General features: G+C 56.5%; 19 protein-coding genes and 4 pseudogenes. 6 read left to right on the top strand and 17 right to left on the bottom strand.

Going from position 1 to position 22493, the window contains the following annotated elements:
- Positions 1-4: 4 nt before the first annotated feature.
- A complete protein-coding gene (gene prpB, locus ACSBPU_RS06930) occupies positions 5-934 on the bottom strand; it encodes a methylisocitrate lyase (RefSeq protein ID WP_442598261.1) in 930 nt (309 codons plus the stop codon).
- 87 nt (positions 935-1021) lie between these two features.
- Between prpB and ACSBPU_RS06925 the strand changes: the two genes are divergently transcribed.
- Positions 1022-1774, top strand: coding sequence for an IclR family transcriptional regulator (locus ACSBPU_RS06925; protein WP_442596688.1), 753 nt, complete (start codon positions 1022-1024; stop codon positions 1772-1774).
- 95 nt (positions 1775-1869) lie between these two features.
- Here ACSBPU_RS06925 and ACSBPU_RS06920 read toward each other — a convergent pair whose 3' ends face one another.
- The 8 genes and pseudogenes from ACSBPU_RS06920 to ACSBPU_RS06885 form a co-directional block, all read right to left on the bottom strand.
- Positions 1870-2334 (bottom strand): Fur family transcriptional regulator, encoded by a 465-nt coding sequence (locus ACSBPU_RS06920; RefSeq protein WP_442596686.1) that lies wholly within the window; start codon positions 2332-2334, stop codon positions 1870-1872.
- On the bottom strand, positions 2325-3047 hold the full coding sequence (locus ACSBPU_RS06915) for a tetratricopeptide repeat protein (protein ID WP_442596684.1): 723 nt from the start codon (positions 3045-3047) through the stop codon (positions 2325-2327). The genes ACSBPU_RS06920 and ACSBPU_RS06915 overlap by 10 nt, the downstream gene beginning before the upstream one ends.
- 86 nt (positions 3048-3133) lie before the next feature.
- Positions 3134-5379, bottom strand: a pseudogene (locus tag ACSBPU_RS06910) (TonB-dependent receptor).
- Positions 5380-5619: 240 nt separating this feature from the next.
- Positions 5620-6993, bottom strand: coding sequence for an ATP-binding protein (locus tag ACSBPU_RS06905; protein ID WP_442596682.1), 1374 nt, complete (start codon positions 6991-6993; stop codon positions 5620-5622).
- Positions 6990-7460, bottom strand: coding sequence for a winged helix-turn-helix domain-containing protein (locus ACSBPU_RS06900; protein ID WP_442596680.1), 471 nt, complete (start codon positions 7458-7460; stop codon positions 6990-6992). The genes ACSBPU_RS06905 and ACSBPU_RS06900 overlap by 4 nt, the downstream gene beginning before the upstream one ends.
- 50 nt (positions 7461-7510) lie before the next feature.
- Positions 7511-7729: pseudogene (locus ACSBPU_RS06895) on the bottom strand (response regulator); the annotation flags it as partial.
- A 451-nt stretch (positions 7730-8180) separates the two neighbouring features.
- Positions 8181-8465: pseudogene (locus ACSBPU_RS06890) on the bottom strand (Bug family tripartite tricarboxylate transporter substrate binding protein); the annotation flags it as partial.
- A gap of 115 nt (positions 8466-8580) precedes the next feature.
- Positions 8581-9171: a hypothetical protein gene (locus ACSBPU_RS06885; RefSeq protein WP_442596678.1), complete on the bottom strand. Its 591-nt coding sequence runs from the start codon at positions 9169-9171 to the stop codon at positions 8581-8583.
- A gap of 18 nt (positions 9172-9189) precedes the next feature.
- Between ACSBPU_RS06885 and prpR the strand changes: the two genes are divergently transcribed.
- On the top strand, positions 9190-10884 hold the full coding sequence (gene prpR / locus ACSBPU_RS06880) for a propionate catabolism operon regulatory protein PrpR (protein WP_442596676.1): 1695 nt from the start codon (positions 9190-9192) through the stop codon (positions 10882-10884).
- Between the two features lie 603 nt (positions 10885-11487).
- On the opposite strand, the gene ACSBPU_RS06875 is transcribed toward prpR, so the two are convergent.
- Positions 11488-12060 (bottom strand): hypothetical protein, encoded by a 573-nt coding sequence (locus ACSBPU_RS06875; protein WP_442596674.1) that lies wholly within the window; start codon positions 12058-12060, stop codon positions 11488-11490.
- Between the two features lie 162 nt (positions 12061-12222).
- Between ACSBPU_RS06875 and ACSBPU_RS06870 the strand changes: the two genes are divergently transcribed.
- Positions 12223-12921: a hypothetical protein gene (locus ACSBPU_RS06870; RefSeq protein WP_442596672.1), complete on the top strand. Its 699-nt coding sequence runs from the start codon at positions 12223-12225 to the stop codon at positions 12919-12921.
- A 383-nt stretch (positions 12922-13304) separates the two neighbouring features.
- Here ACSBPU_RS06870 and ACSBPU_RS06865 read toward each other — a convergent pair whose 3' ends face one another.
- The 3 genes from ACSBPU_RS06865 to ACSBPU_RS06855 form a co-directional block, all read right to left on the bottom strand.
- Complete coding sequence (locus tag ACSBPU_RS06865; protein ID WP_442596671.1) at positions 13305-14567, bottom strand: DNA primase family protein; 1263 nt, start codon at positions 14565-14567, stop codon at positions 13305-13307.
- Positions 14567-14764: a hypothetical protein gene (locus ACSBPU_RS06860; RefSeq protein WP_442596669.1), complete on the bottom strand. Its 198-nt coding sequence runs from the start codon at positions 14762-14764 to the stop codon at positions 14567-14569. The genes ACSBPU_RS06865 and ACSBPU_RS06860 overlap by 1 nt, the downstream gene beginning before the upstream one ends.
- A 181-nt stretch (positions 14765-14945) precedes the next feature.
- On the bottom strand, positions 14946-15440 hold the full coding sequence (locus tag ACSBPU_RS06855; protein WP_442596667.1) for an AAA family ATPase: 495 nt from the start codon (positions 15438-15440) through the stop codon (positions 14946-14948).
- A 199-nt stretch (positions 15441-15639) separates the two neighbouring features.
- Here ACSBPU_RS06855 and ACSBPU_RS06850 point away from each other — a divergent pair, with 199 nt between their 5' ends.
- Positions 15640-16215: a hypothetical protein gene (locus tag ACSBPU_RS06850; RefSeq protein ID WP_442596665.1), complete on the top strand. Its 576-nt coding sequence runs from the start codon at positions 15640-15642 to the stop codon at positions 16213-16215.
- Here the strand turns inward: ACSBPU_RS06850 and ACSBPU_RS06845 are convergent.
- Positions 16182-17432: an IS256 family transposase gene (locus tag ACSBPU_RS06845; RefSeq protein WP_442593333.1), complete on the bottom strand. Its 1251-nt coding sequence runs from the start codon at positions 17430-17432 to the stop codon at positions 16182-16184. The two genes, ACSBPU_RS06850 and ACSBPU_RS06845, sit on opposite strands and share 34 nt — an antisense overlap.
- Before the next feature lie 336 nt (positions 17433-17768).
- Positions 17769-18446, bottom strand: a complete 678-nt coding sequence (locus tag ACSBPU_RS06840) for a hypothetical protein (protein ID WP_442596663.1) — start codon at positions 18444-18446, stop codon at positions 17769-17771.
- 216 nt (positions 18447-18662) lie between these two features.
- Here ACSBPU_RS06840 and ACSBPU_RS06835 point away from each other — a divergent pair.
- Both ACSBPU_RS06835 and ACSBPU_RS06830 read left to right on the top strand, forming a co-directional pair.
- Positions 18663-19513, top strand: a pseudogene (locus ACSBPU_RS06835) (DNA adenine methylase).
- Positions 19514-19658: 145 nt separating this feature from the next.
- Positions 19659-20357: a hypothetical protein gene (locus ACSBPU_RS06830; RefSeq protein ID WP_442596661.1), complete on the top strand. Its 699-nt coding sequence runs from the start codon at positions 19659-19661 to the stop codon at positions 20355-20357.
- Between the two features lie 581 nt (positions 20358-20938).
- Here the strand turns inward: ACSBPU_RS06830 and ACSBPU_RS06825 are convergent.
- Together ACSBPU_RS06825 and ACSBPU_RS06820 are read right to left on the bottom strand one after the other, a co-directional pair.
- Complete coding sequence (locus ACSBPU_RS06825) at positions 20939-21853, bottom strand: hypothetical protein (protein WP_442596659.1); 915 nt, start codon at positions 21851-21853, stop codon at positions 20939-20941.
- On the bottom strand, positions 21834-22454 hold the full coding sequence (locus tag ACSBPU_RS06820) for a hypothetical protein (RefSeq protein ID WP_442596658.1): 621 nt from the start codon (positions 22452-22454) through the stop codon (positions 21834-21836). Before ACSBPU_RS06820 ends, ACSBPU_RS06825 begins: the two co-directional genes overlap by 20 nt.
- Positions 22455-22493 lie beyond the last annotated feature (39 nt).

Below are 22493 nucleotides of genomic sequence, written 5' to 3'. Positions count from 1 at the left end.
TTGATCATTGCTGCCCGGCGGCCGATTGGCCGGCGAACAGTTTGTCGTACCTGGCCTCATACGCGTCATAGTTCAGCGCCTCATACAATTCGACTCGGGTCTGCATGATGTCCAGTACGTTCTTTTGACTCTTGTCGCGCAAAATGGCCTCGTAAACGCTCGTGGCGGCATGCGCCATTGCCCGGGCGGCCGAAAGCGGATACAGCGCAGCCGACACGCCGGCCTGCACCAGTTCATCTTGAGAAAAACTGGGGGTAAGCGAAAATTCGGTCACGTTCGCGAGCAAAGAGTGCGGTCGATTCAAGGCCTTCGCGAACGCTTGGTATTGAGCCAATTCGGTACAAGCCTCTGCAAAAATCATGTCGGCGCCTGCCTCGGCATAGGCGCACGCCCGGTCGATACTGGCTTGCAATCCCTCCGTCGCCAGGGCATCGGTGCGCGCCACGATAAAGAAGCTTGGATCGTTACGTGCATCAACGCATGACTTGATGCGGTCGAGCATCTCCTGGGTGCTCACCAGGCCCTTGTTCGGGCGATGGCCGCAGCGCTTCATCGTAACCTGGTCTTCGATATGCAAGGCGGCCGCGCCATCCTTGATCAGCCCCTTCACCAATCGAGCAATGTTGAACATGGCGCCAAAGCCTGTATCGACATCCACCATCAAAGGTAGGTCGCAAGCATCGGTAATACGCCGCACGTCCACCAGGACTTCGGTCATCGTCGTCAGCGCGAGATCCGGCAAACCATAGGAGTGGGTGGCCAAGCCGCCGCCCGCGATATAAATGGCCTGATGCCCGGCGCGCTGAGCCAGGATCGCGCTATAGGCATTGATGGTTCCGACAATCGGCAGGATTGGATTGTCGTCGAGGGCCTTGCGCAGGCGCGCTCCAGGGGTAAGCGTGGCGGATGTCTTACTGTGTGGATTAGTCAGCATTGCAATCTCGGATAAAGGGAACAATGACGGCATTGTGTCGAGCCGGCCGCCTGCATACAATCGAGTTGTGCACAGCGGAACACGACTATGAGCCTTTCTTTGAAACCCTCGAAAACAGACAGCCCGGAATCCCCTTACCCATCGCGCGACACGGTCCACGCCGTCATGCGTGCCCTGGCTGTGCTCGATGCGTTTCATGTGGACGAACAAACCGTTTCGCTGTCCGAGCTCAGTCGCCGCCTGGGCATGGGAAAGAGCACCGTATTGCGTACCGCCCGCACTCTGGCGGGCGCCGGCTACCTGGCTCAGACCGAAGACGGCCGCTGGCGCCTCGGCCCGGCAGCCGGCTGGCTGGGCGTGCGGTATCAAACATCTTTTGATGTCAACAACGTCATCGACGCCCTATTGAGGCATCTTCATGGCGTGACCGGAGAAACTGCGGCATTCTTCGTACGCGAAGGCAACTGGCGAAGCTGCGTCGCACGGGTGGACCGGCTCAGCATGGCACGGGTGCACGTGCGCGTCGGCGAGAAGCTTCCACTGGACAAAGGCGCCTCGGGCCGAGTCTTGCTGGCCTTTTCGGGACAACAGGGCGCACCTTACGAGCAGATTCGCCGCAAAGGTTTCTATCTATCCATGGGAGAACGCGACCCCACCATGGCCAGCATCGCCATCCCCGTATTTCGGGCGAGCCGTGAACTCTTCGGCGCCTTGTGCATTTCGGGCCAGGCTGAACGCTTGACCTTCGACGTACTGAATCAGCACCTGAAGCCCCTGATCGAGGCCGGCGCGGAACTGGGGCGTGCCTTGTCCGCCAACCGGGCAATGAGGGCGCAATAGACGGCAACGAGTGAACGGCGCCCTCCTGCGTTGCGAATGCGGGCCGGAGACACGCTACGCCTGCTCCGCGCCTTGTCGACCGACGGCATTCATGTTCATGCAGCCCGGCTTTCAGCGTTAACAGGCCCCGGGCAATCAGGCCTGCATTTGGCTCGTATCGATAGCGTGTAATCTTTAAGCTCAAAACCCAAGCGCGCCATAGCCTCGCGATGAAAAGCCGTTATCGCGGAGTCATTGAGAAAGAGTGAACGGCCGCAACTGACACACGTCACCCGTATCGGGCGATCCGTCTCAACCACCGTATAGACCCGTCCGCTCTCGAAGAGGCGTTCCTGCAATATCCCGGCGTGAACCATTTTCGAAATTGCGTTATAGACGGACGACAAGGTAAACGATATGTTTTCCTGCACCACTTCACGGTAGATTTCCGTCTGGGACAGCGAAACGTCGGCACGGATCAGTGCACGGAGGACCGCCGCCCGCGGCATAGTGACCTGCAAGTTTGCAGCTCGCATTTTATCGATGTAAGCCCTTGGCAAATACGGGGTGCTCAGGAACATGGCTTATCAAGCGCGAATGTCTGGCTTAGAAACAAACACATCTTTTCTCGAAACGGCTTGGTGATTGCCGGATTGCTGGCTGCCATGCGGAACCAGGCCGTCGCGTCCCGCATCCGGCCTTGCCGCGCCAACAGCCGGCCATAGTTGAATTGTCCACGGAAATCCCCCCCTTCCGCCGCCGCTCGATAGCATTCCTCGGCGGCGTCCAGGTCGGCCTCCACTTCCCAGCCATCTTCATAGAAGCCGCCCAGCAAGTTCCATGACTTCATATGGCCCATTGCGACGGCCTTGCGCAACCATTGGAATGCTTCGCCACGATCCACGGCCACACCGCGCCCAAGGGCCAGCGAAGTAGCATAGTTGTACATTCCCCAGTCGAGATTCGCGTGCGCGGCAAGCCTGAACCAGTAAGTAGCCAACAGCGGGTCGACCTGGATGCCCCAGCCATTCTCGTAGCAGCGTCCAAGCATGTTCATGGCCATGGGGTGCTTTTGCGCAGCCGCCAGCTTGAACCACTGGAAAGCCTCCTGCGGGTTCTGCGCCATGCCGTTTCCATCCAGCAGCCGTTGGGCATAATGCAACTGAGCCTCTGCAATTCCGTGTTCGGCCGCGGTATACAGCCATCGGGCGGCTATATCGGCGGGCCCATCCAATAACGCCCGAAACTTATCGGGCGTAGTGGCATTGAACCGGTGCGGGGATATTTCCTTCATGTTTCCAAAGCCGATTTAATTAGGTGCCGGCCTGCAGCCCTGCCAAGGCCGGCACCCATCATCTGAAGCCGCTGAGGGTCCGATATCTAGTAAGACAGGTTCAGATTCAAGATGGCGCTGCGCCCCGGGGCAATGTTGGCGTAATGGGCCGGATATGCCTTGTCGTAGTACTTTTTGTCGGCAAGATTAAGTATGTTCAACTGCGCGCTCAAATGCTTGTTGAACCTGTAAGCCGCCATGGCATCAAAGCGCCAGTAAGACGGAATTTCCAACACGTTTGCCGCGTCTCCGAACTGGCTGTCGACAAAATACGCACCGGCACCGACGGTGAGCTGCGTAGTCGCCTTGTATGTCGACCAGAGGCTGAAACTGTGCTTGGGCGTATTGGGAAAATTGTTGCCATCGTTTGCCGACGCAGCGCCATCACCATTGCTCTTCAGGTTGCTGCGCAAATATGTATAGCCCCCGAAAACATGCCATTTGGGCGTAATGGCCCCCATAGGCCCAGCTCAAGTCCATCCACCTGGTTCTTGCCCGCCATGGCGTAGTCGCCGTTAGCCAGCGTTATGCGGGCATTCGTCGTTTCCGTACGGAAAATGGCAGCCGTGAAGCTCATCGTCTTGTCGAACATGTCCCACTTCGTACCGATTTCGTAGGTTTTGTTCTTCTCCGGAGCCATGTCCGCGGCGTTGGGTCCTACGCCGCCCCGGCCGGGTGTAAGCGATTGGCCTTCATTGCCTTCGCCCAGCGTCGCATTGGCCGGCGTGGATGAGGTGGCGTAAGAGATGTAGATGCTGCCGTTGTCCACAGGCTTGTAAACGAGACCAAGCTGATAGTTGAACAGCGTATCATGTCGACGAATGGTTTCAGAGCCGCTTGCCGGAGTATTGATGAACTTCGTGGAGTAATCATCCAGCCGCAATCCCAGCCCAGCCTGCCATTGTTCGGAAAACTCTATGGTGTCGAAGGCATAGATGGATTTGGTCGTAGTCTCGGACTCCGTCCTGCTTCCCGCCAAGCCGCCGGTGCCGGTATTGACCCATGGATCATGCGGATTGGGGCTATACAGGCTGGTGCAGTTGTAGCCCGACGCCGGGCCCACGCCAAACCGGCAAGCGTTGGTTGCTCCGCTACCCGAGCCGCGATTGATGTCCAAGCTATCTTTATGGCCTTTCTCCTGCGATAGCTCGACGCCCACATTGAAACTATGCTTGAGCGATCCTGTTTCCGCCTTACCGACGAGTTCGGTCAGATTGGCGATCGTCCTGACAGCGCTGTCGCGTGAGTTGGCGCGGCGCCACACCAATCCATTGGCCACATTGCCCTTCGAGTCGTCTGGGTGCGTCCAGACATACTTCTGATCCGAATGCGTATAGCGCGTCGTGTTGCGTAGTGTCAGCCTCTCGGTGAAGTCGTGCTCGATGCCGAGCGTGGCCATGTCGCTGGTGGTTTTGCGGAAGTCGCTGCTCAGGCCATAGAAATTGTTGCGATCGACGTTGGCGGGGCCGCTTAGCGCACGGCGCGGATATTCGTACGGTATACCGCTATCGGGCAGGTCGTCAGTCGACAAGTGGTAATAGCTCATTGTGACGCGCGTCGGCGTGCCCAGGCCGAAGCTTATGGTCGGTGCAACACCCCATCGCTCGTTGTCCACGAGGTCTCGCCCCGCGACGTCCGCCTTATGGTACATGCCGTTCAGGCGGAAAGCCGTGGTGTCGGACAACAGCCAGTTTCCGTCTATTGTGCCGCGGTAGTAATTATCCGTGCCGACGCCCAGGCTGGCATTGGCGAAGTTGTCCCGCTTGGCCGTCTTGCTGATCAGATTGATACTGCCGCCCGCGCCTCCCCGGCCGCCGTATGCGCCGTCCGACCCCTTGATGACTTCTACCTGCTCAAGGTTAAACACTTCGCGGGAAGCCGCGCCGATATCCCGCATGCCATCTACGAAGGTGCTGGCTTGAGCATCATAGCCGCGTATGAATGGCCGATCGCCAAGCGGGTTGCCTCCCTCGCCCGCGCCGAACGTAATTCCCGGCGTGTTGCGAAGCACGTCCGTCAGCGACGAAGCCGCCTGGTCCTGAATCACCTCCTGAGGAATTATCTGTACCGATTTCGGCGTATCGACGAGGGGAGCGGTGAACTTCTACGACGCGGACTGCCTTACGTCGTATGGGTTGCTTGATTGCCCTTGGATTTGAATGGGCGCCAACTGACTCGCCTGATCCGTTGTTGCTGTCTGCGCCATTGCAGAGGCGCCTATCAGCAAAGTAGGGGTCGCCAAAGCCATGACAAGGCTGCCGCCCGTGCGCAGGCCATTGCCCCGGAGTTCCAGCGGAATTTGATCGGACACAGTAATACTCTCTCTTTTGGGTTGAAAGTGGGCGGACAGCTCCTTTTTTACGCCGCATGTCGAATACAGCACGCCAGGAGCCGGCAACACTCAGAAATGAGAATTGTTACTATTTGGTGTTGCGATGGTTTGCCAGAATGTGGCGGCATGTTGCGTTCATGCCAAGATTCGCCACAATCAGCATCGGCAATGCTTGTCGGCAGGGATCAAGCACCATCAGGATCAAATCGGCAGTTCGATGATCGCGCACAAGCCGCCCGTTGCGCGGCTTTCAAGCTTTATCGACCCACCATGGGCACGTACACAAGACTGGGCAATCGTCAAGCCCAGGCCGGAACCGCCGTTTGAATGGGACCGCGAAGCGTCCAATCGCACGAAAGGCTCGAAGACATGCGCCAGCTGGTCAGCTGCGATGCCGGGGCCGATGTCCAGCACCTCGATGGCCAGCAGCCGCTCGCCATCTTGTCTGGTGACCACGGTAACCGGCCCATAACGAGCGGCATTATCAATCAGATTGTTCAGTGCACGCTTTAGATGGATTGGCCGGCACCGGTAAGAAAATGAATCAGACATATGCGGCTGGAATACGACCTTCCTGCCGCTCATGCATTGCTCATCGACGACCTCTTGCACAAAGCCGTTCACGGCGACCTCCAGCGTAGGCTCCTGCAAAGCGTCGTCCTTGGCGAACCTGAGGATCTCTTCAACCATCACCCGCATTTCGTCCAGTGTATGGATCATTGCCTGGCGAAGCTCTGCCTCGTCGACCAGCTCCGCCCGGATTCTCAAGGAGGTCATGGGAGTACGCAGGTCGTGCCCGATGGCCGCGACCATCATTGTGCGCGCCTGCACGAAGCGAACCAGATTCTCTTGCATCTCGTTGAACGCCTGCGTAATTTCCCGTACTTCGTCCGGCCCACCGGCAAGCGGCAGCATCACGTGTTCCCCCCGGCTGACCTTATTGGCTGCCGCACTCAGATTTTTGAGCGGCCGCATAATGCGTCTGCCAAAAAATACGGCAATCAGCGCCGTCGGAATCATGCCAACCAGCAGCGATAAGCTCAGGACCCGGCTCCAATGCGCGGGGATTAGGATCGGCCAGTGGTCGCTTGACAGCGTGCGCCCATCCGGCAAGCCCACGTCGACATGCACCTCCCACGCGAGAGGCTGGCGCCGGCCCAATACCCTCTCCAGCCAATTTCGCGCATCTTTGGCGTTCGGATCCGCCTTCATCCGTTCAAGCTTGACGCGCACAGGCGTACCAGGCGGCAGATCGATCATCTCTCGTAGCGCCCGGGTTATCGCTTGCTCCTGGCGGCTCATGGCTTGCCCGGCGACCCGGTTCGATGTGATCCGGAAAGTCGAGTCGGGCAAGCTGACGCTTTCAAGCACGGACACTCCGTCATGCGCGGAGGACGCCAGGCGGTATGCGGCAACGATGCGCGTTTCTATCATGCGCGCCGATATGGGATGAATGGCTGAATTGTCTGCCCGCCACCACGATAATAAAAAAACAGCGACGCCATGGGCAACCAGTATCGCCAGGATCCAGACCACCAGTAGTTGCGCGGAAATGCTGCGAGGAATCAACCTCATTCTTCTTTCCGCATGACATTGGCCGCAAGCATGTAACCATCGCCGCGTATCGTTTTCACGAGCTTGGGCCGCCGCGGATCCTTTTCGAGCTTCTTTCGAAGGCGGCTGATCTGGCTATCGATGCTGCGGTCATATGCAATGGCATCATGCTTGCGCGTCAGGTCGAGGAGTTGATCACGCGAGAGCACCCGATTCGCGTTCTCGACCAGCGCTCGCAATAAATGGAATTCCGCCGTGCTGATGTCGATATCCTGGCTACCGGGGTCGCGCAGTTCCCGCTTGTCGACGTTGAAAGACCAGCCGCTGAAGGTAAACGTACAATTCTTTCCGGCTCCGTCATTGCGGCTGCCGGGTTCCGGCTCTTCGTGATGGCTTCTGCGCAGCACGCTGCGAATGCGGGCGACCAGCTCTCGGGGATCAAACGGCTTGATGACGTAATCATCGGCGCCGATCTCCAGGCCCGCCACGCGATCGGCTGCTCGGCCACCGCGGTCAGCAGGATGATAGGAATTCCGAAACGCTGCGATACGTACCGGCACAGCGAAAGCCCGTTCTCTCCGGGCAACATGACATCCAGGACGATCAGGCTGAAGGAGCGTTCATCCAAGCGACGCCTCATGGCTACGCCATCTTCGACCGCTTCAACATCGAAATCAAACCGGGACAGGTAGGTAGTCAACGGATTACGGATGTTCTCATGATCGTCAACAATCAGGATGCAGGGACGCGAATTCATTGATGAAATCATTCAATGTTGCAAACAAGAAGCATTATCAGAATTCTACCAGCAACTTGCGGCCCTTCTGGATCAGATGCCCCCTTCTCACACCCGGTCGCCCTTGCGCAGCAACGCTTCGCTTCATTCGCTGTGATCCAGCTTATGGGAGGACTTGCGCCCTCCAGCTTTGTGTATAAGCTTTGTGTAGAAAAAACCGCCTACTGCACTGGCTGTAACTACTCCTGCTTGCCAGCGGTGGGAAACAAATTGTCTGACACGTTTGAAAAGCGGCGCCCGAAAGCATACCGATATTAGAGAAAAAACGGCGGAGCATCAGCTCGATACTCCGCCATCCCTTATCCGCGTTTCAATAGAACCGCTAATGTCTAGTCCTCATCACTGAGCTTGAATATTGGCTGATTTCACAATATCAGCGTATGTAGCCAGGTCGTTCTCGATCTGGCTGCGACACATGAGGATTGATGACTAATGTGCCATCGAACCCCACCACCAAGGTATAGCCGTCCGACTCAGCCTGCGCGGCCAAATGCGTGCCGATATTGCCTGAAGCCCCTGGTTTATTGTCCACGCTCACCTGCTTGCCCAGGTTTTTCCCCAGTCGATCTGCTACCAGACGCGCCCCGGTATCCGTCACGCCGCCTGGCGCAAACGGCACGATCAGACGAATCGGGCGGGTCGGATAATCCTGCGCAGTCTCTTGAGCATTGACAGCCGGCCCAGCCAGCCCAAGCATCACGCACAGAGGGGCTAGCGCTGCGCGCATCATCATTGAACATCGAATACGGTTAGCCATGAAAAGTCTCCTTAATGTTGTTGTATTGAATCTGACATGCGGCAATTGCCGCCGCTCAGGACAATGTCTCCACCTTGTGGTGGTCGGGATAACGGCGTCGCAGCCATGCCATGCTGCGCCCACCCAGCTCTCGGCCTAGCCGGGCCTGCGCATACGCGATGGCCTCCATCAGACCGGATAGAGATATGCCGGTGGAGAGGCCGCTACCCTCAGCCATCAGCACAATATCTTCGGTAGCGGCATTCCCCGCGGCTCCAGGAGCGAAGGGGCAACCGCCTATGCCGCCTACACTGGCATCGAACCGGCGGACTCCCGCCTCTATGGCGGCCCAGACATTAGCGACAGCCATCCCTCGGGTATCGTGAAAATGGGCCGCCAGCTTGTTGAGAGGCAGTTCGCCCGCCAGTACATCGAATCGTTTCTTGACCGCGCCCGGCGCAGCGGAACCTATGGTGTCTGCAATCACGATTTCGTCGGCACCAGCCCGCTCCATACGAACAGCCAAAGAAACAACGGCGTCCAAAGGCGTAGGCCCTTCGAACGGACAATCGAATGCCACCGCCACATAAGCGCGCGTACGCAGGCTTAAATCTCGTGCGGATTGCAGCGTCTCTTCGCAGGCTGCCGTGGCGCGGGCGAGGTCCATGTTGATATTTTTCTGATCATGGGTCAACAAGCCCCTGTCGCCAGCATCCAGCTAACCGGCTTTGATATCCTGCAAGGCCTGATTCGGGCACGAAAGATCACCGACCGTGTCGGTATAGTGATGTACGGTCAAACCATTCCCGAACTCGACGCAGTCAAGGCCTTACTGAGCATTGAAATCGAACAGCATGCCTATCAAACCCCCGACGATGCCCAGCAACGCTTCGAGCAATTGCGCAATAACGGCTTTAAGGTCATTCTCGGGTCCAGTCTGGTGGTAGAGCTTGCCGAGCAAGCCGGCCTGCAAGGACTACTGGCCTATTCACTGACCAGCGTGCGCAAAGGGTTCGAGGACGCCCTCGAACTCGCCCGTGTAGCGCGGCTGGAAGCCGGCCGCTACGAACAGCTGAACGGTGTCCTACATAGCCTGCAAGACGCTGTTCTGGCAGTCGATCACAAGCACCGTATCATTGCGGTCAACCCAACCATGCAGAAAGTGCTGGGACGGGAAGCGAGTGCGCTCATCGGCCAGTCATTGGACGACCTGCCCGACGAATTGGCGCTACGCGCCACTCTGGAAACGGGTCAATCCGAAGGGACTGGCCTTCTACGCCTTGGCGGGCACGACTGGTTGGCCAACCGGACCGCCATTCACGAGAGAGGCGTCATTGTCGGCGCCGCCCTCACTTTATACGTAGCCGGTCGCATTCAAGAGGCCGACACCAGCCTACGGGTTCAGCAACGGCGTCGGCAGAACACAGCCAAGCACCGGTTCAACGAACTCATCGGCCAGAGCCCGCGCTTCGTCAGCGCGATGCAAACAGCGCGCCGCTATGCGCAGACTGATATGACTGTGCTGCTATCAGGAGAAAGCGGTGTCGGCAAAGAACTGTTCGCACAAGCCATACACAATGAAAGCAGCCGCTGCGAACGGCCTTTTGTCGCTGTGAACTGCGCCTCGTTTCCTGAAACATTGCTGGAAAGCGAACTGTTCGGTTACGAAGAAGGGGCTTTCACCGGCTCCCGCCGCGGGGGTAAACGCGGGCTATTTGAGGCCGCTCATACAGGTACGTTATTTCTGGATGAAATCGGCGATATGCCCCTGGCATTGCAAAGTCATCTGCTGCGTGTGCTTCAGGAACGCGAAGTGACACGGCTTGGCGCTACAGCCGCCATACCTGTGGATGTGCGCATCATCGCAGCCACCCACCAGCCCCTGAAAGACATGGTGGCGCAACGCCGCTTCCGTCAAGATCTCTATTACCGCGTCAATACTTTACAACTACAGATTCCGGCATTGCGAGAACGACCGGAAGATATTCCTGCCCTGCTGAGAATACGGGTGGGGCGCGCCATGGCGCAACTAGGTTCGACGATGGACGCGACTGAACTTCTCACAGCGTGGATGCCGCGACTGCAGTCTTACCCTTGGCCCGGAAACGTGCGCGAGCTTGAGAACATCAGTGAGCGCATCGCCGTCTTTCTGTTGCAGTACGCTCGACCGGAAGATGTCGACCTCTACGCTCTGCGTCACGACTGCCCCGAGCTGTTCAACGGCGCTGCCTATCCGGAGCCAGACCTTGACTCCACACCCCGCCAGCGCGCGCTGGCGGCCTTATGCGCCAGCCATGGCAACCGCCAGGAGGCGGCCCGTCGACTCGGCATCAGCCGTTCAACCCTCTGGCGTTGGGCCAACCTTCAGGAAACAGAGTAACAGCCTACTGCGACAAACACCGGCGGCTCTTCATCATTAACCATGGAATGGACGCCCCTGCTTAAGCCGCGCCCGGCCGGGCGCACCAAAAGAAAAGGCCCTGTAGAAACAGGGCCTTAGTGCCAAATTCTTGGCGGAGACGGAGGGATTCCTCGGCGAAATTAAATTTATCTTTAAAATCAATAGCTTAGCTTTTTAAAACACGAACTCTGTGTATACGCTTTGTGTAGAAAAAAACCGCTCTGCTAAAGAGTAGCCGAACACTTCTGGCTAGTCCAGATATTTCCTAACCGCCGGCGACAAAAAAGCGCCATCGGGACGCGTAGTTGGACAGTGTGAAGGAAGAACAGGGATTCCCATTGAGCAATGAATTCCGCTCACCTTTACGCAATTGCATTTCACTTCTGTCATTTTGATCAATTGACGAAACGACCAGTACCCCCTTGGCGTTCATGCTGGATGCACTACGAAAAACACCCCGGAAATACCTCCCCTGCCTTAGTGAGAAGCGCGAACGCAGAAAAAAGCGCCTCACCAGGAAAAAATTGGTGGGGCGCTGCTTAATCATGAGTCAGTATCTATCGCCAAAACATCTCCCTACTCTCATAGCTTTCCAGTCGCTCTCACGCCGCCTTCAGCCGACATGGCCTCTCGCAGTGTCGAAAGCCAGGATGCCGAACTCCTCCCCATCGCAGCACTTGCCGGTGCGTTCAGTTCGCGATACAGAAACAACACGAACAGCTTGACCGAAGTAGACGCGCTCAAAAGCGCAGGTGGAACAAAGCCGCCGATGTAACTGTCGTCGTAAAGCTGATGGATACCCGACTCAACCTGCAGCGCCAAGTCTCCCTGGTCGGGCCAAAGCAGATCCGACAGGGTGATATTTTGAGCCAGTACCCGCACAAGAATCACGGGAATACCCAGGTACCCGGCAGCATGCTCGTGAACCCAGCGCTGGGCGTTACCTATATGACTCTCGCCTCGACGCCACTGATTTAGCCGTGCATAAGAGACACCCAGCACACGGGCAAGATGCTGCATCGTATGCCCTTCACGCTGCGCCTTCACGATAAGCGCCGCGAGTAACTGCGGCGTCCTGTGCTGCTTAGCCGCCGTACTTGACGGTTCGCGCACACTCGAGGATGCGTCGTTGTCATTTTCCTTACTATTCTTCATCAATTTTAATTCCTAAATCGCTAATGTCCATATGCGCCACCGCCACCACCTATGGTTCGTTGTAGCGTTAGGTATAGCGACCGGCCGTACATCTGCCGTACTCGGCCAGCAAGGATGGCTTTCTTTTTTGTCTATTGAGCCTCGCTAGGACTTTCTGTCAAAGTGCAGATTTTCTGGAACCACGGCCACTCGATGCATCCTCCACCGATCACGCTGCTTCTACGCCCGCCCACCGTCGCCCTGACGGAGTGGACGGTCTTTGAAGTCGTTCTGCACTCCTTCGATGGGGCCCCCACATGGCATCTAGTCGGGCTGGAGGTGGATGGACATGCATCCCACCCGCGCGTCAGCTCACCGATCATCGCCGTCGACAATGTCTTGCGAACGTGCGCGACGCGTGGCGGCGACGTCTACCACCTTAAGGACGAATGCAGCTTTCATCCTGGAGAAGAAATCATTGAGTGGAGCACGTGGAAGGAGAGCCTTCGAGTCCAATCCGATACCAACGTGACGAACGTCATCACGGACGCCTTCATTCGTCTAGAACAGCAGCTTTACGCTTATCAACAGCAGCGGCCCTATGATTTCCCGATGGACTGGTTCATCGGCATCCCGATCAAAGAATACACGCAGACTGACCGCGTCACGCCTGATACCTTCCTGCTAGATGAGCGTCACGAGCTGTGCCTGCGGCTTGCTTTGCAGTGCGCTCGTCTCTATCGGCATGAGCTGGGTAACGAGACGAACCTTAGGCCCTTTTATTTCGACACGCTCGTGCAAGAAGCGCTCCAGGATTGGAAACTGTCTATCCAAGAACGACGCTGGGTTGCCGTCCAAGCGCGGGAAATCGTGCTGGATTAAACGCGGTATCCCGCCACATCCTCCTGCAGCCCTCGGTCAGGCCGCTCAGTCATCGGGACGCCACCTCGTCCTAGTCTGGAAGAAAATCACCACTCCAGGTCGGTGAGTCAATACAGTGCTGGGTGCGGATCGGCACCTGGCACAGTCTACGCCACGCTGGCCCAGGGCTTTCAAGTGGTGAGCCAAGTGAGTCAAGTACTATTTTAAACTTCGCACCTGAATTAGCCTTAAAGGCAAAAAGAGTTTTCCGAATCATCCGGGCTCACCCGGCACGCCCCTGTAAGAATCTGTTTTACATCAGTTTTTTTCTTCCAAAATGGGAAGGTCTGTGGTGCATCATCGGGCATTTGCTTGGCACAAGTGACGCACCGACTGCTAAACGGTCAGAACGGAAGCGCCAAATTGCAAACGCGCTTCTGAGTCTGTTCTCGCCGTGAACGACGCTCCTCGTACGGAAGGACATCCCGAACGCGTGGCCAAAAGCGGGGGGAAGCGACGGCAGCTAAGCCATTCCGACTGCACCAATCTTTGTAATGCGCGTAGGCCTCGTCTTTCGTCGTATCAAGTTCAGTGCCCAGCCCAATATCACAAGCCTCAAGCCATCCTCGAACTGAATCCGTCTGACCCTTAATTTCTTGCAACACCTTGGCCATGGGCGCCGGCAAAACAGCACCAAACCGTCCGCGGCGTTGAAGGCGTAGCAGCCCCTCCAACGCCCAGTTCAACACCCCGGCCAGCTCCGCCTTTATGATGATGTCGGCCAACAGCGGGTTACGCTCGCTCTCAGCAATGACGGTATCGAAAGGCACGATATCCCAACGCCGCCAGAAGCCGTTGGAGTGGTCCGTTATGGACGGAAGATGGTTTCCCAAAACCAGCCATTTTGCAAGAATATTCACGCTAACCGGGTCACGATATCTTCTGTCGATTTGCACGCGTTCGCCTGCGATGAGCGACTTGATGCTCTGCTCATTAATCCGTCCCCGAGGTGCTTCATCGCAATAAATGAGGCTTGCATCAATGAGCGACGACAACTTGAATCCGTCCAGTGCATCCAGCTGCACGGACTCAGGTCGACGATGCAGCGCGAGCAGGATTCGGGCCAACACACCCTTGCCGTTTGCCCCGCTGCCCAGCCAAAATTGAGCGATCTGATAGCGTGCATCGCTCGTCAGGGTGTAGCCAAAATACTCCTGGACCCGGGCCCTCACCTCACTATCCGGCAGCACTGTATCTAAAAAGGCCATGAACTGGGGCGGTTCGGGCGCACGCGGGTCAAACTCACATGCCAATTCATGGCGCAGTCCCAACAATGGGTTGGGCGGCTCAAGTCTCAAGACGTCGTCCCGTACATGCAGGTATCCGTTCTCGCAGGCGATGACGACGTCCGTTGTTACTGCCGGAACCGCTTCACACCACAGCAGCGCCGCCCTATGCGCTTTACGTGCGTTTTCAGCGGAGGCGTTCACGCGGTCGTTACTGACAATCCAGTCATAAGCGGCTTTCTCCGCTTCCTCTTCCGGCAACGCTCGCCAGAAGCTACCTGTCCAATGGTGCAAGACACCACCTTCTTGCCCCCATAAGCCTGTGCCTCTGAGGACATCGGCGTAATCGTGAGGTTGGAATCTTCGTTGCGCTTTTGCCATTAGCGTCGCCCTCCAGACTGTACATTCGCGGCTAGCCACGCCTGGACATCCTCCTGTCGCCAGCGCAGCAGTTTGGTGCCCGGCAGTTGCAACCGTGGCGGGACAGCATCGGGATTGGTGCGCAAATTGCGTTTAATGGTGTGGGGACTGCGCCGCAACAAAGCGGCCAGGTCGTTCAAATCAAGAAGCGGTTTCATTATGTGCTCCAGAGCGCTACAGGCACCGAAAGCCGCCTGGCTTCCCGTCATGCCGCCACGAAGCACGCACATCTCCGTGGCGACATGTCTATGCACATCGTTTATATTTTTTGCCGCTTCATTGCATTTTCACTCCCCACCACCAATGCTCAACCAGATCGCTGCCAGTTCTGGGGGGGCCCTACGCGCTTAGACGTTCAGCACATGCCAAAGGCTCCCAACGCTCGGCCATCTGCAGTATCCGCTCGGGTGACACTCCGTGGGCATTGGGCCAGCGGCCAGTCGCCTCAATGACGCGGACGTTCCCGCACATATCAAAATAGGGCTGCATTTCTGATAAGCGCGTAAAAGTGTTCGCCACCACGACGCGTTCGCCCCGGGCAAGTGCGGATCGCGTCATCGTCTTACACCAGTTGTGTGCATCTCGAACTCGGCTCGCATCGTAGCGATATACCCCGTCTTGCATAAAGTACATGTCAGCTTCGAAATGCTGATAGCCCTGCTCTACCATCCTGTCCGCCAGCGTTGATTTACCACTGCCGGGCAGGCCACGGATGATGACCAGTTCCGCGGTAGCCGGAAGACGCCTTGGTGCGCGGCTTTGGTACCCAGGGCGATGGGGGGCTTGATGAGACTGGCTGCGAGCGTTCTGGCGGCGGGTGTTGGCGTGTTTCATACGATTCCTAAGAAGAAAAAAGAAGAAGGGATTTCTCCATGTAGGAATCTGGGTTCAGCCTAAAGCCGTCATTGACTTTAAATCTAAAGTCCGCGATTTAAATCTAAACAGCAAGCTAAACCCGGACGATTCGGCCATTGCATATACGAGGTTCCAAATCACGCTGCCCAGTGCAGTCCACTCGTAGGAACTTCGTAAAATGACTCAAACTTCTATCACAAGTACAAGGAACGCCACTCGCGCAACGACTACAGGGGCTGAGGACATCCTCCGCCGGATCAGAGTTTTATTGGAAGAAAACTGGCCCTATCGCCGTTCAACCTCGTCCTGGGCTGGGGGCGATCATAACGTCTACGTTCGACTTTCCGAGGAACCCTGTGGCGAATGCTATAGCAAGCGCGCATGGTCAAAAAACGGCAAATGGAGCGGCACGAGTAGTTTCGCTGACTTACGCATCACACAGCGATGTATTGACGCCCTGGGTGAAAACCTGCTTATCGGCGGGTTAATCACACTTGATGCCGAGGTCATCGCCCCCCGGACGTATCGCGCAACATGGCTTGAGCAGAGCCGGGGGGTCAGTCTGAAAATCGTGCAAGGGTGGATCATAAAGGGCCACCATTGCACTGCGAAAACACTGGAAAAGGCAAAAAAACAGGTTGCCAAGGCGCGGGCAAGTCAGGTGCTGGCGATATTTAACAAGGGGGTGTCAGAAATTCCGTGTTCGAGGCGGGTTGAGCATTACATGGAACGGCGGATGAATCGATCCTCGTAGAGAATGGCGAATTGGTTCATGGCTTGCTTCCAGTCGTGAGCGGAACGGCTCCATTTTGCCGTGATATTACGCAGCGCCAGCCAGAGCAGTTTAGCGGCAGCCTCATCGTTGGGGAAATGCCCTCGGGTCTTGATGATTTTGCGCAGTTGCGAGTTGATGTTCTCGATGGCGTTGGTGGTGTAGATCACGCGGCGCACGGCCGGCGGGAAGGCGAAGAACGGAATCACCCGATCCCAGGCATTGCGCCATGCCGCGCTGACGGTTGGGAATTTCTGTCCCCAAGGGCCGTTGGCAAAAGCCTCCAATTCGGCCTGTGCGGCCTCGGCACTGATGGCGGTATAGATCGGCCGGATGGCAGCCGCCAGGGCTTTACGGTCTTTCCAGCTCGCATAATCCAGGCTGTTGCGGATCAGGTGAACGATGCAGGTTTGAAGCGTGGTGGCCGGGAAGACGGCGGCCAGCGCCTCGGGCATGCCTTTGAGGCCATCGGTGACGGCGATCAGGATGTCCTCTACGCCCCGGGTCTTCAGGTCGTTAAACACCTTCATCCAGAATTTGGCTCCTTCGGTGCCCTCGATCCACAGCCCCAGGATGTCACGGGTGCCGTCGGGCAGCACCGCCAGGGCCAGGTAGACGGCCTTGTTGCGTACGACGGCATCCTCGCGGATCTTGACCCGCAGGGCATCGAAAAAGACCACCGGATACACCGGCTCCAGCGGCCTAGCCTGCCAGGCGGCGACCTCGGCCATGACTTCGTCGGTAACGGAACTGATGAACTCCGGCGAGACCTCAGTGGCGTACTGCTCCAGCAGAAAGCCCTGGATCTCGCGCACCGTCATGCCCCTTGCATACATGGCGACGATCTTGTCGTCAAAGCCGGTGAAACGGCGTTCGTGTTTGGGGATCAGCAGCGGCTCGAAGCTGCCGTCGCGGTCGCGAGGCACCTCGATGCGGATCGGGCCGTCCTCGGTCAGGACCGTCTTGGCACCCTTGCCATTGCGCTGGTTGGTGACCGCCGCTGGCTTGGCGGCTCCGGCCGGGTAGCCCAGGTGATGGTTCATCTCACCGGCCAGGGCGCGCTCGATCAGCGCCTTCTTGAAGGCCAGCGATGCAGCATTGATGGCTTCGGCCGTCATCGGGCCGTTACCGAACGACTCCAGCAGTTCTGGGGCAATGGTCGGCAGCGTGGTCGCTTGGGTTCTTGGTTTGCGTGGCATAGACACTCCTTGGCGTCATGTTATGCCTCAAACACGAAATTACTGACAGGCCCTTTAACAATCGCGCAGCGCTCAGGAAGTTGGACTTCACCCATTTCCCCTTGCACCAGATCATGGTAACGCGTGGCGACAGCTTGAACGCAGGCAACTGTATCCCCGGAACGGACAGCTTCATTCGCACGCACTTCGGCGACAAAGGCAACCCCAAGGCGGTCAGTGCCCTGAGCTTACTCGCGATAGTCGATGATAGTTTTGTACGTCGAGCAATCCTTGAGGCGGACGCCCGGCAACGCCAAACCGCCGGCTAAGCAATGGAAAACCGGGGTCTGTCCGTCATTACGTTCTTGATTCGATGGTGTTGACCATCCAAGCGCGCTCTTGCGCCGACAAATCCCAGCCCTCCAGCGCTACATACGCAAAGATTTCAGCTAGGCTCGGAGCCGTAGCGTCATCTGGGGATGTAGCTGGTTCACGATGCAGATTAAGTCGACGGAATTGCTCTCTCAAGCGCACGCACAGACTGTAGCGTTCTTTGAGTTCCCCTGCTGCCGGCCCAATGATGTAGCGGCTCTCGATTTCACGAGCAAGGAATTTCAGCTGCGACCCGGGCACGGCGCCCAAAAAATAATCGTGTGGAAAATCCGGCGGCACATCTTCGACTAAGTTCAGCTCAGCATCAATCTGCTGAAACGTCACCACGAATTCGTCAGTGACGTCTCTGTCTGCACTGATTCTGTTTGCTGTGGCGCACTGCAGCCAAAGCTTCGCCATGCCTTCATCGAATTGCTGAGCGGGATCGCCCGTCAACAGGTAAAGATTGCCGCTGCCGGTCAAGCATGCGCGCATCACGCCATCGACCTGAAAAATCGGAGAACTCACGCGCACATTGCTATGAGTCCATCCGATCACGTGCCGGGTTGGGTTCCCATCGCCAGTTGGCACCTCCATCACGCGCCAGTCGGTAAGCCGAAAATTCGGCGGCTTCATCAATATCGTCGTTCTTGCGTTTTCCATCGTACCCCCCTTTCCACACAAATAACCGCAGCGTGGCAGAAGCGGATGGAAAGGTTCAATGGACAAAAAAGAAAGCGGCGCTTGCCCCTCGAAAACAAGAGCTATCGTCACACGACTCGTGGGTGCAGCGACTATTTAAAGCTTAAAGTCCTGGTCCGGCGTTAAGCCTAAAGTCGTGGGAAAAGTGGCATCGTCGGCTGCTTCGCTACACGAGGGATGAAACAGACATCCCGACCCCAGACGAACACCTCCGCCCAAGCCTCATTCTTGAAATGGGCTGGAAGCAAACGCCGCCTTTTGCGGCAACTGTTGCCGCTGTTGCCGCCAGCGCAACGCCTGATCGAGCCCTTTGTCGGCGCCGGCAACGTTTTCTTGGCAACGGATTATCCAGAATATCTGCTGGCAGACTCGAACCCGGTGCTCATTGCATGCTTTCAGGCGCTAAGGGATGACACCGACGCGTTCATCGAACGCTGCGCGGCCCTGTTTAGCCCGCGGCACCATAATGCCGATGCGTATGCCACGCTGCGAGCGCGCTACAACGCTCCGGAAACGCAGGTTGAAGAACGAACCGCATTGTTCTTGTATATCAACAAGTTTGGCTATAACGGCTTATATCGGGAGAATCAGAAGGGCCACTGCAATACGCCATACGGGCATCCGAAATCCCTCCCTATCCTGCCCGAACACGCTATGCGTGCCGTCGCCCAGCGCTTGGCCGGTGTGGACCTGCAGTGCGGCGATTTCGAAGCGGTCATGCAGCGGACGCAACTTGGCGACCTAGTGTATTGCGACCCACCTTACGCCCCATTGAACGAGCAGCCAGTTTTACCGGCTATGGGGCCCAAGGTTTCAACTGGGCTGATCAGCGCCGCCTTGCTGATATGGCTCGCCTTTTAGCGGCTAGAGGCGTAACGGTCGTGGTCTCGAATCACGACACACCCGCGACCCGCGCATTGTACTCAAGCGCGCAACTGCACAGCCTAGCCGCCTACCGCTCAATATCGCGAGATTCCACGACACGCGGTCAGGCGAACGAGTTGGTGGCGGTTTTTGACGGACATTGAGTGGCGCACGTTGCCGCATGAGCTCGACCACTGATCAATGCCGAGCTTGCTTAAATCTAAAGTCTCACATCACTTTAGATCTAAGCCACGATGTCTTCACTATGTAAGAGCCGCACTTCGCTCGCTCTACAACTGAGAAATAATCATGACTAATACATCCATTCCCGAAGAACACAACCTCATTCTTGCCAATTGTTTTTCCTCCATCGACGACGCCTGCCGTAAATGCCCCACGTTGGACGAGGTGTTGGAACTATTAAGCGAACATGGTTCCTCCGCCTCTACAGGCGCAGGCCTGCTCATCAACACCGAATATCTCAAAGGCCTGAAGGTGGACACCATGGGTCGCTGCGCACTGGTGCTTGCTTTGCCCGACGCGCTTGAACCACTGTTGCCAAAGCTGCTGAATGTACAGCCGACGATGTTCTACGAGCCCACACTGGACCTAAAACAAGCCATCCCTGTGTTGCGTTGGTATCCAGAAGGCACAGTGAAAGTTTTGGTAGACCTAGTCGCCGTAAACTCAGTTATAGGATGGTGCAGCCCCCAGTATTGGGAAACGGACACTCGCATCCGCGTTCCGGTGCCGATTGTCATGTTGGCAGGCAACTCCATCGGCCTGGGCGGGATAGTCACTGCGCGAGACTGGAAGCAAGAAGCCTTGCGTCTAGAGAGATATACGAAGTATCAATATCAACCTGAGCATTTTCTGGACGAAGAAACTAGGCAAGAGTCTATAGACCTGGCACAACGGGAAGGTCCGCGCCCTTGGTCGGGTCGACTTTGGAGCGTAAGTGAGGCCACAATACCGGCAATTCATATCCCGGTTTACCTCGGGTCATAAAAGCTGAGCTGAAGCTGCCAGCACCTCGTTGCCAGATCGCAACGGGGTCACCACCTGCACGATATCGGCCTTCCGAGTTCAAGCCAAAAGATCCGCAGCCGTTTTTCCTTCTTTCAATGCCGTACGAAACCACACTAGTCGCGGTCTCTGTCCACTCAAGGTGTCACCCTTGCCATCCCCATACTTAACGAAAGGGACGTGTCGCCGACTGAGATTGCAATGCGGCGGCATTATCGTATGGCATCCTCATTACAGAGAACGGATGTGTGGCACCAGAAGCCATGGCTGCTCACCGTCAGACGCCCTCCTGGACTATAGGCGGTCAGTTCTTAGCCAGCCACCCACATGAACAAACCCTCGACTTACGCGAGGGTTTGTTAGCAGCCTCAATGATCTAACATGCCATTTTCTTTTTCTGAAAAGGTGGGGCACTACATGCCGGATTGCTTCGCGGTCATTTCATCAAAGCGCCCTTCCTTGTAGGCCTGCTTGATTTCAGCCGTAGTGCGCGGACGCGTAATTTCTAGGTCAGAGATCAAACAAGCCCTTCATGAAGATCATGAAGGGGTTTTCCTTATTCGTCAGTCGTCGTTCCCTGGAACTAAATACGGCAGCAAAATCCTCGGAGACATATCTTCAGAATCGCTCCAGAGCTTACCGTAAAAAGGCATCGTGCCGTGTTCCTGAGCAAATTTCTCTGCCTCGTTCAGTTTCTCATCGTCAAACGTTCGATACGGATTCCAATTGCAACCACTTAAGCTTTGTCTAAGGCGAAAACGCTCGTTCCAGTGTTTCGATACTGCCATCCCGCCGAGTGCCAATGAGTTGCCCGCGACCACCAGCAAAGGCAGAAACGGGCGAATAAGCGGCCCTGGATAACGCCGCACAGCAATCTCGGTCTCAAGCACTTCACGTCTGAGCGGGAAGTCCTTCAGAGCATCTTGCACTGTATCAGCTCGAACACACACCTGAGCGCCACCCGGTACCCACCAAGACCAGACTGAAACGGAGCGCAGAAGGTCAAGACTGAAAATATTGATGTCACTCGGTATAACATTCATGAATACCGAAAGATGAGGCTCCAGTTCTACAGGCAGTCGCAAAACCAAGGCGGTACGGCCGATATCGCACAAGTACGACTCACCCAATTGCTCAGTACTCCAAGTAAGCGCCAAGCCGGTGATTTCAGATGCGGCGCAGTGGCTTTCAAGTAGGTTAATGAGCCCTGAATAGTTCGGATTTTCGCCCACGGCCTGTTCGATTGAAAGTATCCGATGCACAAGCGGAAAATGGTACTGAAACAGCTCAATTTCATCATCGGAGAAGTCACATTCATGGTCATCATGTTTTTGTGGATTTGTGGTGCAGTCAAACATCATTCTGTTCCTTTTTAGTTGAGACGAAACCCGCAAAAGCGCGGGCTCGTACTCAATAAAGCAACTGCGCGTTAAATCTAAAGTCAGGATCACTTTAAATTTAACGACTCCTGCGGTCACGCGTGGCGACCCAGCCCGCATCTTGCAACGCGGCGACCAAGCTGTCGGGGCGCTCAAGCACAAGAGCTCGTAGTTCCGCCCATTTTTTCGCTGCTATCGCATCTTTACGCACAGGCCCCTGATTTCGCCCATACCTGCCTTGTTCAACTGCTGATATTGCCGCCCGCACCGAAGCACTGACCGCATCCAGAGGGTCGAGGTTCTCAATAACCGCAGGTCCGAGCGCGGCGACAGTTTCATGCAGCCCTTCGAGCAGTCGCGGGTCGACGGCAACCAGTTGAGCCCGTCGGCCCGCCTCCTGTAAGAAATTAATAGCTTCTGTCACCCGCCAGTTGGGATCGCATTCGCGCGCTTCCTGCTCCTTCTTCTTACGCTCAGCTTCGTTTCGCGCCGGGAAAATAATGGATTTTTCGAGATGGGCAAGCTCTTTTGTCGACAAAAGTTCTGCGATTTCGCCAGGAACCTCTACTGCAGACAACGAGATTGTCGCCAAGGGAATGGTCCTGACGTATCCGTGCTGGTTGCCCTGCGCGCCTTTGCGGACATATTGCTGGCGCATGATGCGGGCGGTGTGTTTGTTTCTACGGAGGATAATTGACATGCGAAATTTGCTTCTAAAAAGTTATTCACATGTCGTATA

Origin of the sequence: Parapusillimonas sp. JC17 (genome assembly GCF_052180245.1) — a bacterium.
GTDB lineage: Bacteria > Pseudomonadota > Gammaproteobacteria > Burkholderiales > Burkholderiaceae_B > Parapusillimonas.
Note: the sequence above shows the minus strand (reverse complement) of the source record. Positions and strands in the feature narration are given on the sequence as shown.

What these genes read in the sequence shown, in the direction of transcription:
- ACSBPU_RS06840 (WP_442596663.1), bottom strand. Translation starts at nt 18,446, where the DNA reads ATGGAAAACGCAAGAACGACGATATTGATGAAGCCGCCGAATTTTCGG.
- ACSBPU_RS06920 (WP_442596686.1), bottom strand. Translation starts at nt 2,334, where the DNA reads ATGTTCCTGAGCACCCCGTATTTGCCAAGGGCTTACATCGATAAAATG.
- ACSBPU_RS06820 (WP_442596658.1), bottom strand. Translation starts at nt 22,454, where the DNA reads ATGTCAATTATCCTCCGTAGAAACAAACACACCGCCCGCATCATGCGC.
- ACSBPU_RS06830 (WP_442596661.1), top strand. Translation starts at nt 19,659, where the DNA reads ATGACTAATACATCCATTCCCGAAGAACACAACCTCATTCTTGCCAAT.
- prpR (WP_442596676.1), top strand. Translation starts at nt 9,190, where the DNA reads ATGGGTCAACAAGCCCCTGTCGCCAGCATCCAGCTAACCGGCTTTGAT.
- ACSBPU_RS06875 (WP_442596674.1), bottom strand. Translation starts at nt 12,060, where the DNA reads ATGAAGAATAGTAAGGAAAATGACAACGACGCATCCTCGAGTGTGCGC.
- prpB (WP_442598261.1), bottom strand. Translation starts at nt 934, where the DNA reads ATGCTGACTAATCCACACAGTAAGACATCCGCCACGCTTACCCCTGGA.
- ACSBPU_RS06865 (WP_442596671.1), bottom strand. Translation starts at nt 14,567, where the DNA reads ATGGCAAAAGCGCAACGAAGATTCCAACCTCACGATTACGCCGATGTC.
- ACSBPU_RS06925 (WP_442596688.1), top strand. Translation starts at nt 1,022, where the DNA reads ATGAGCCTTTCTTTGAAACCCTCGAAAACAGACAGCCCGGAATCCCCT.
- ACSBPU_RS06855 (WP_442596667.1), bottom strand. Translation starts at nt 15,440, where the DNA reads ATGAAACACGCCAACACCCGCCGCCAGAACGCTCGCAGCCAGTCTCAT.
- ACSBPU_RS06905 (WP_442596682.1), bottom strand. Translation starts at nt 6,993, where the DNA reads ATGAGGTTGATTCCTCGCAGCATTTCCGCGCAACTACTGGTGGTCTGG.
- ACSBPU_RS06885 (WP_442596678.1), bottom strand. Translation starts at nt 9,171, where the DNA reads ATGGACCTCGCCCGCGCCACGGCAGCCTGCGAAGAGACGCTGCAATCC.
- ACSBPU_RS06845 (WP_442593333.1), bottom strand. Translation starts at nt 17,432, where the DNA reads ATGCCACGCAAACCAAGAACCCAAGCGACCACGCTGCCGACCATTGCC.
- ACSBPU_RS06860 (WP_442596669.1), bottom strand. Translation starts at nt 14,764, where the DNA reads ATGAAACCGCTTCTTGATTTGAACGACCTGGCCGCTTTGTTGCGGCGC.
- ACSBPU_RS06915 (WP_442596684.1), bottom strand. Translation starts at nt 3,047, where the DNA reads ATGAAGGAAATATCCCCGCACCGGTTCAATGCCACTACGCCCGATAAG.
- ACSBPU_RS06850 (WP_442596665.1), top strand. Translation starts at nt 15,640, where the DNA reads ATGACTCAAACTTCTATCACAAGTACAAGGAACGCCACTCGCGCAACG.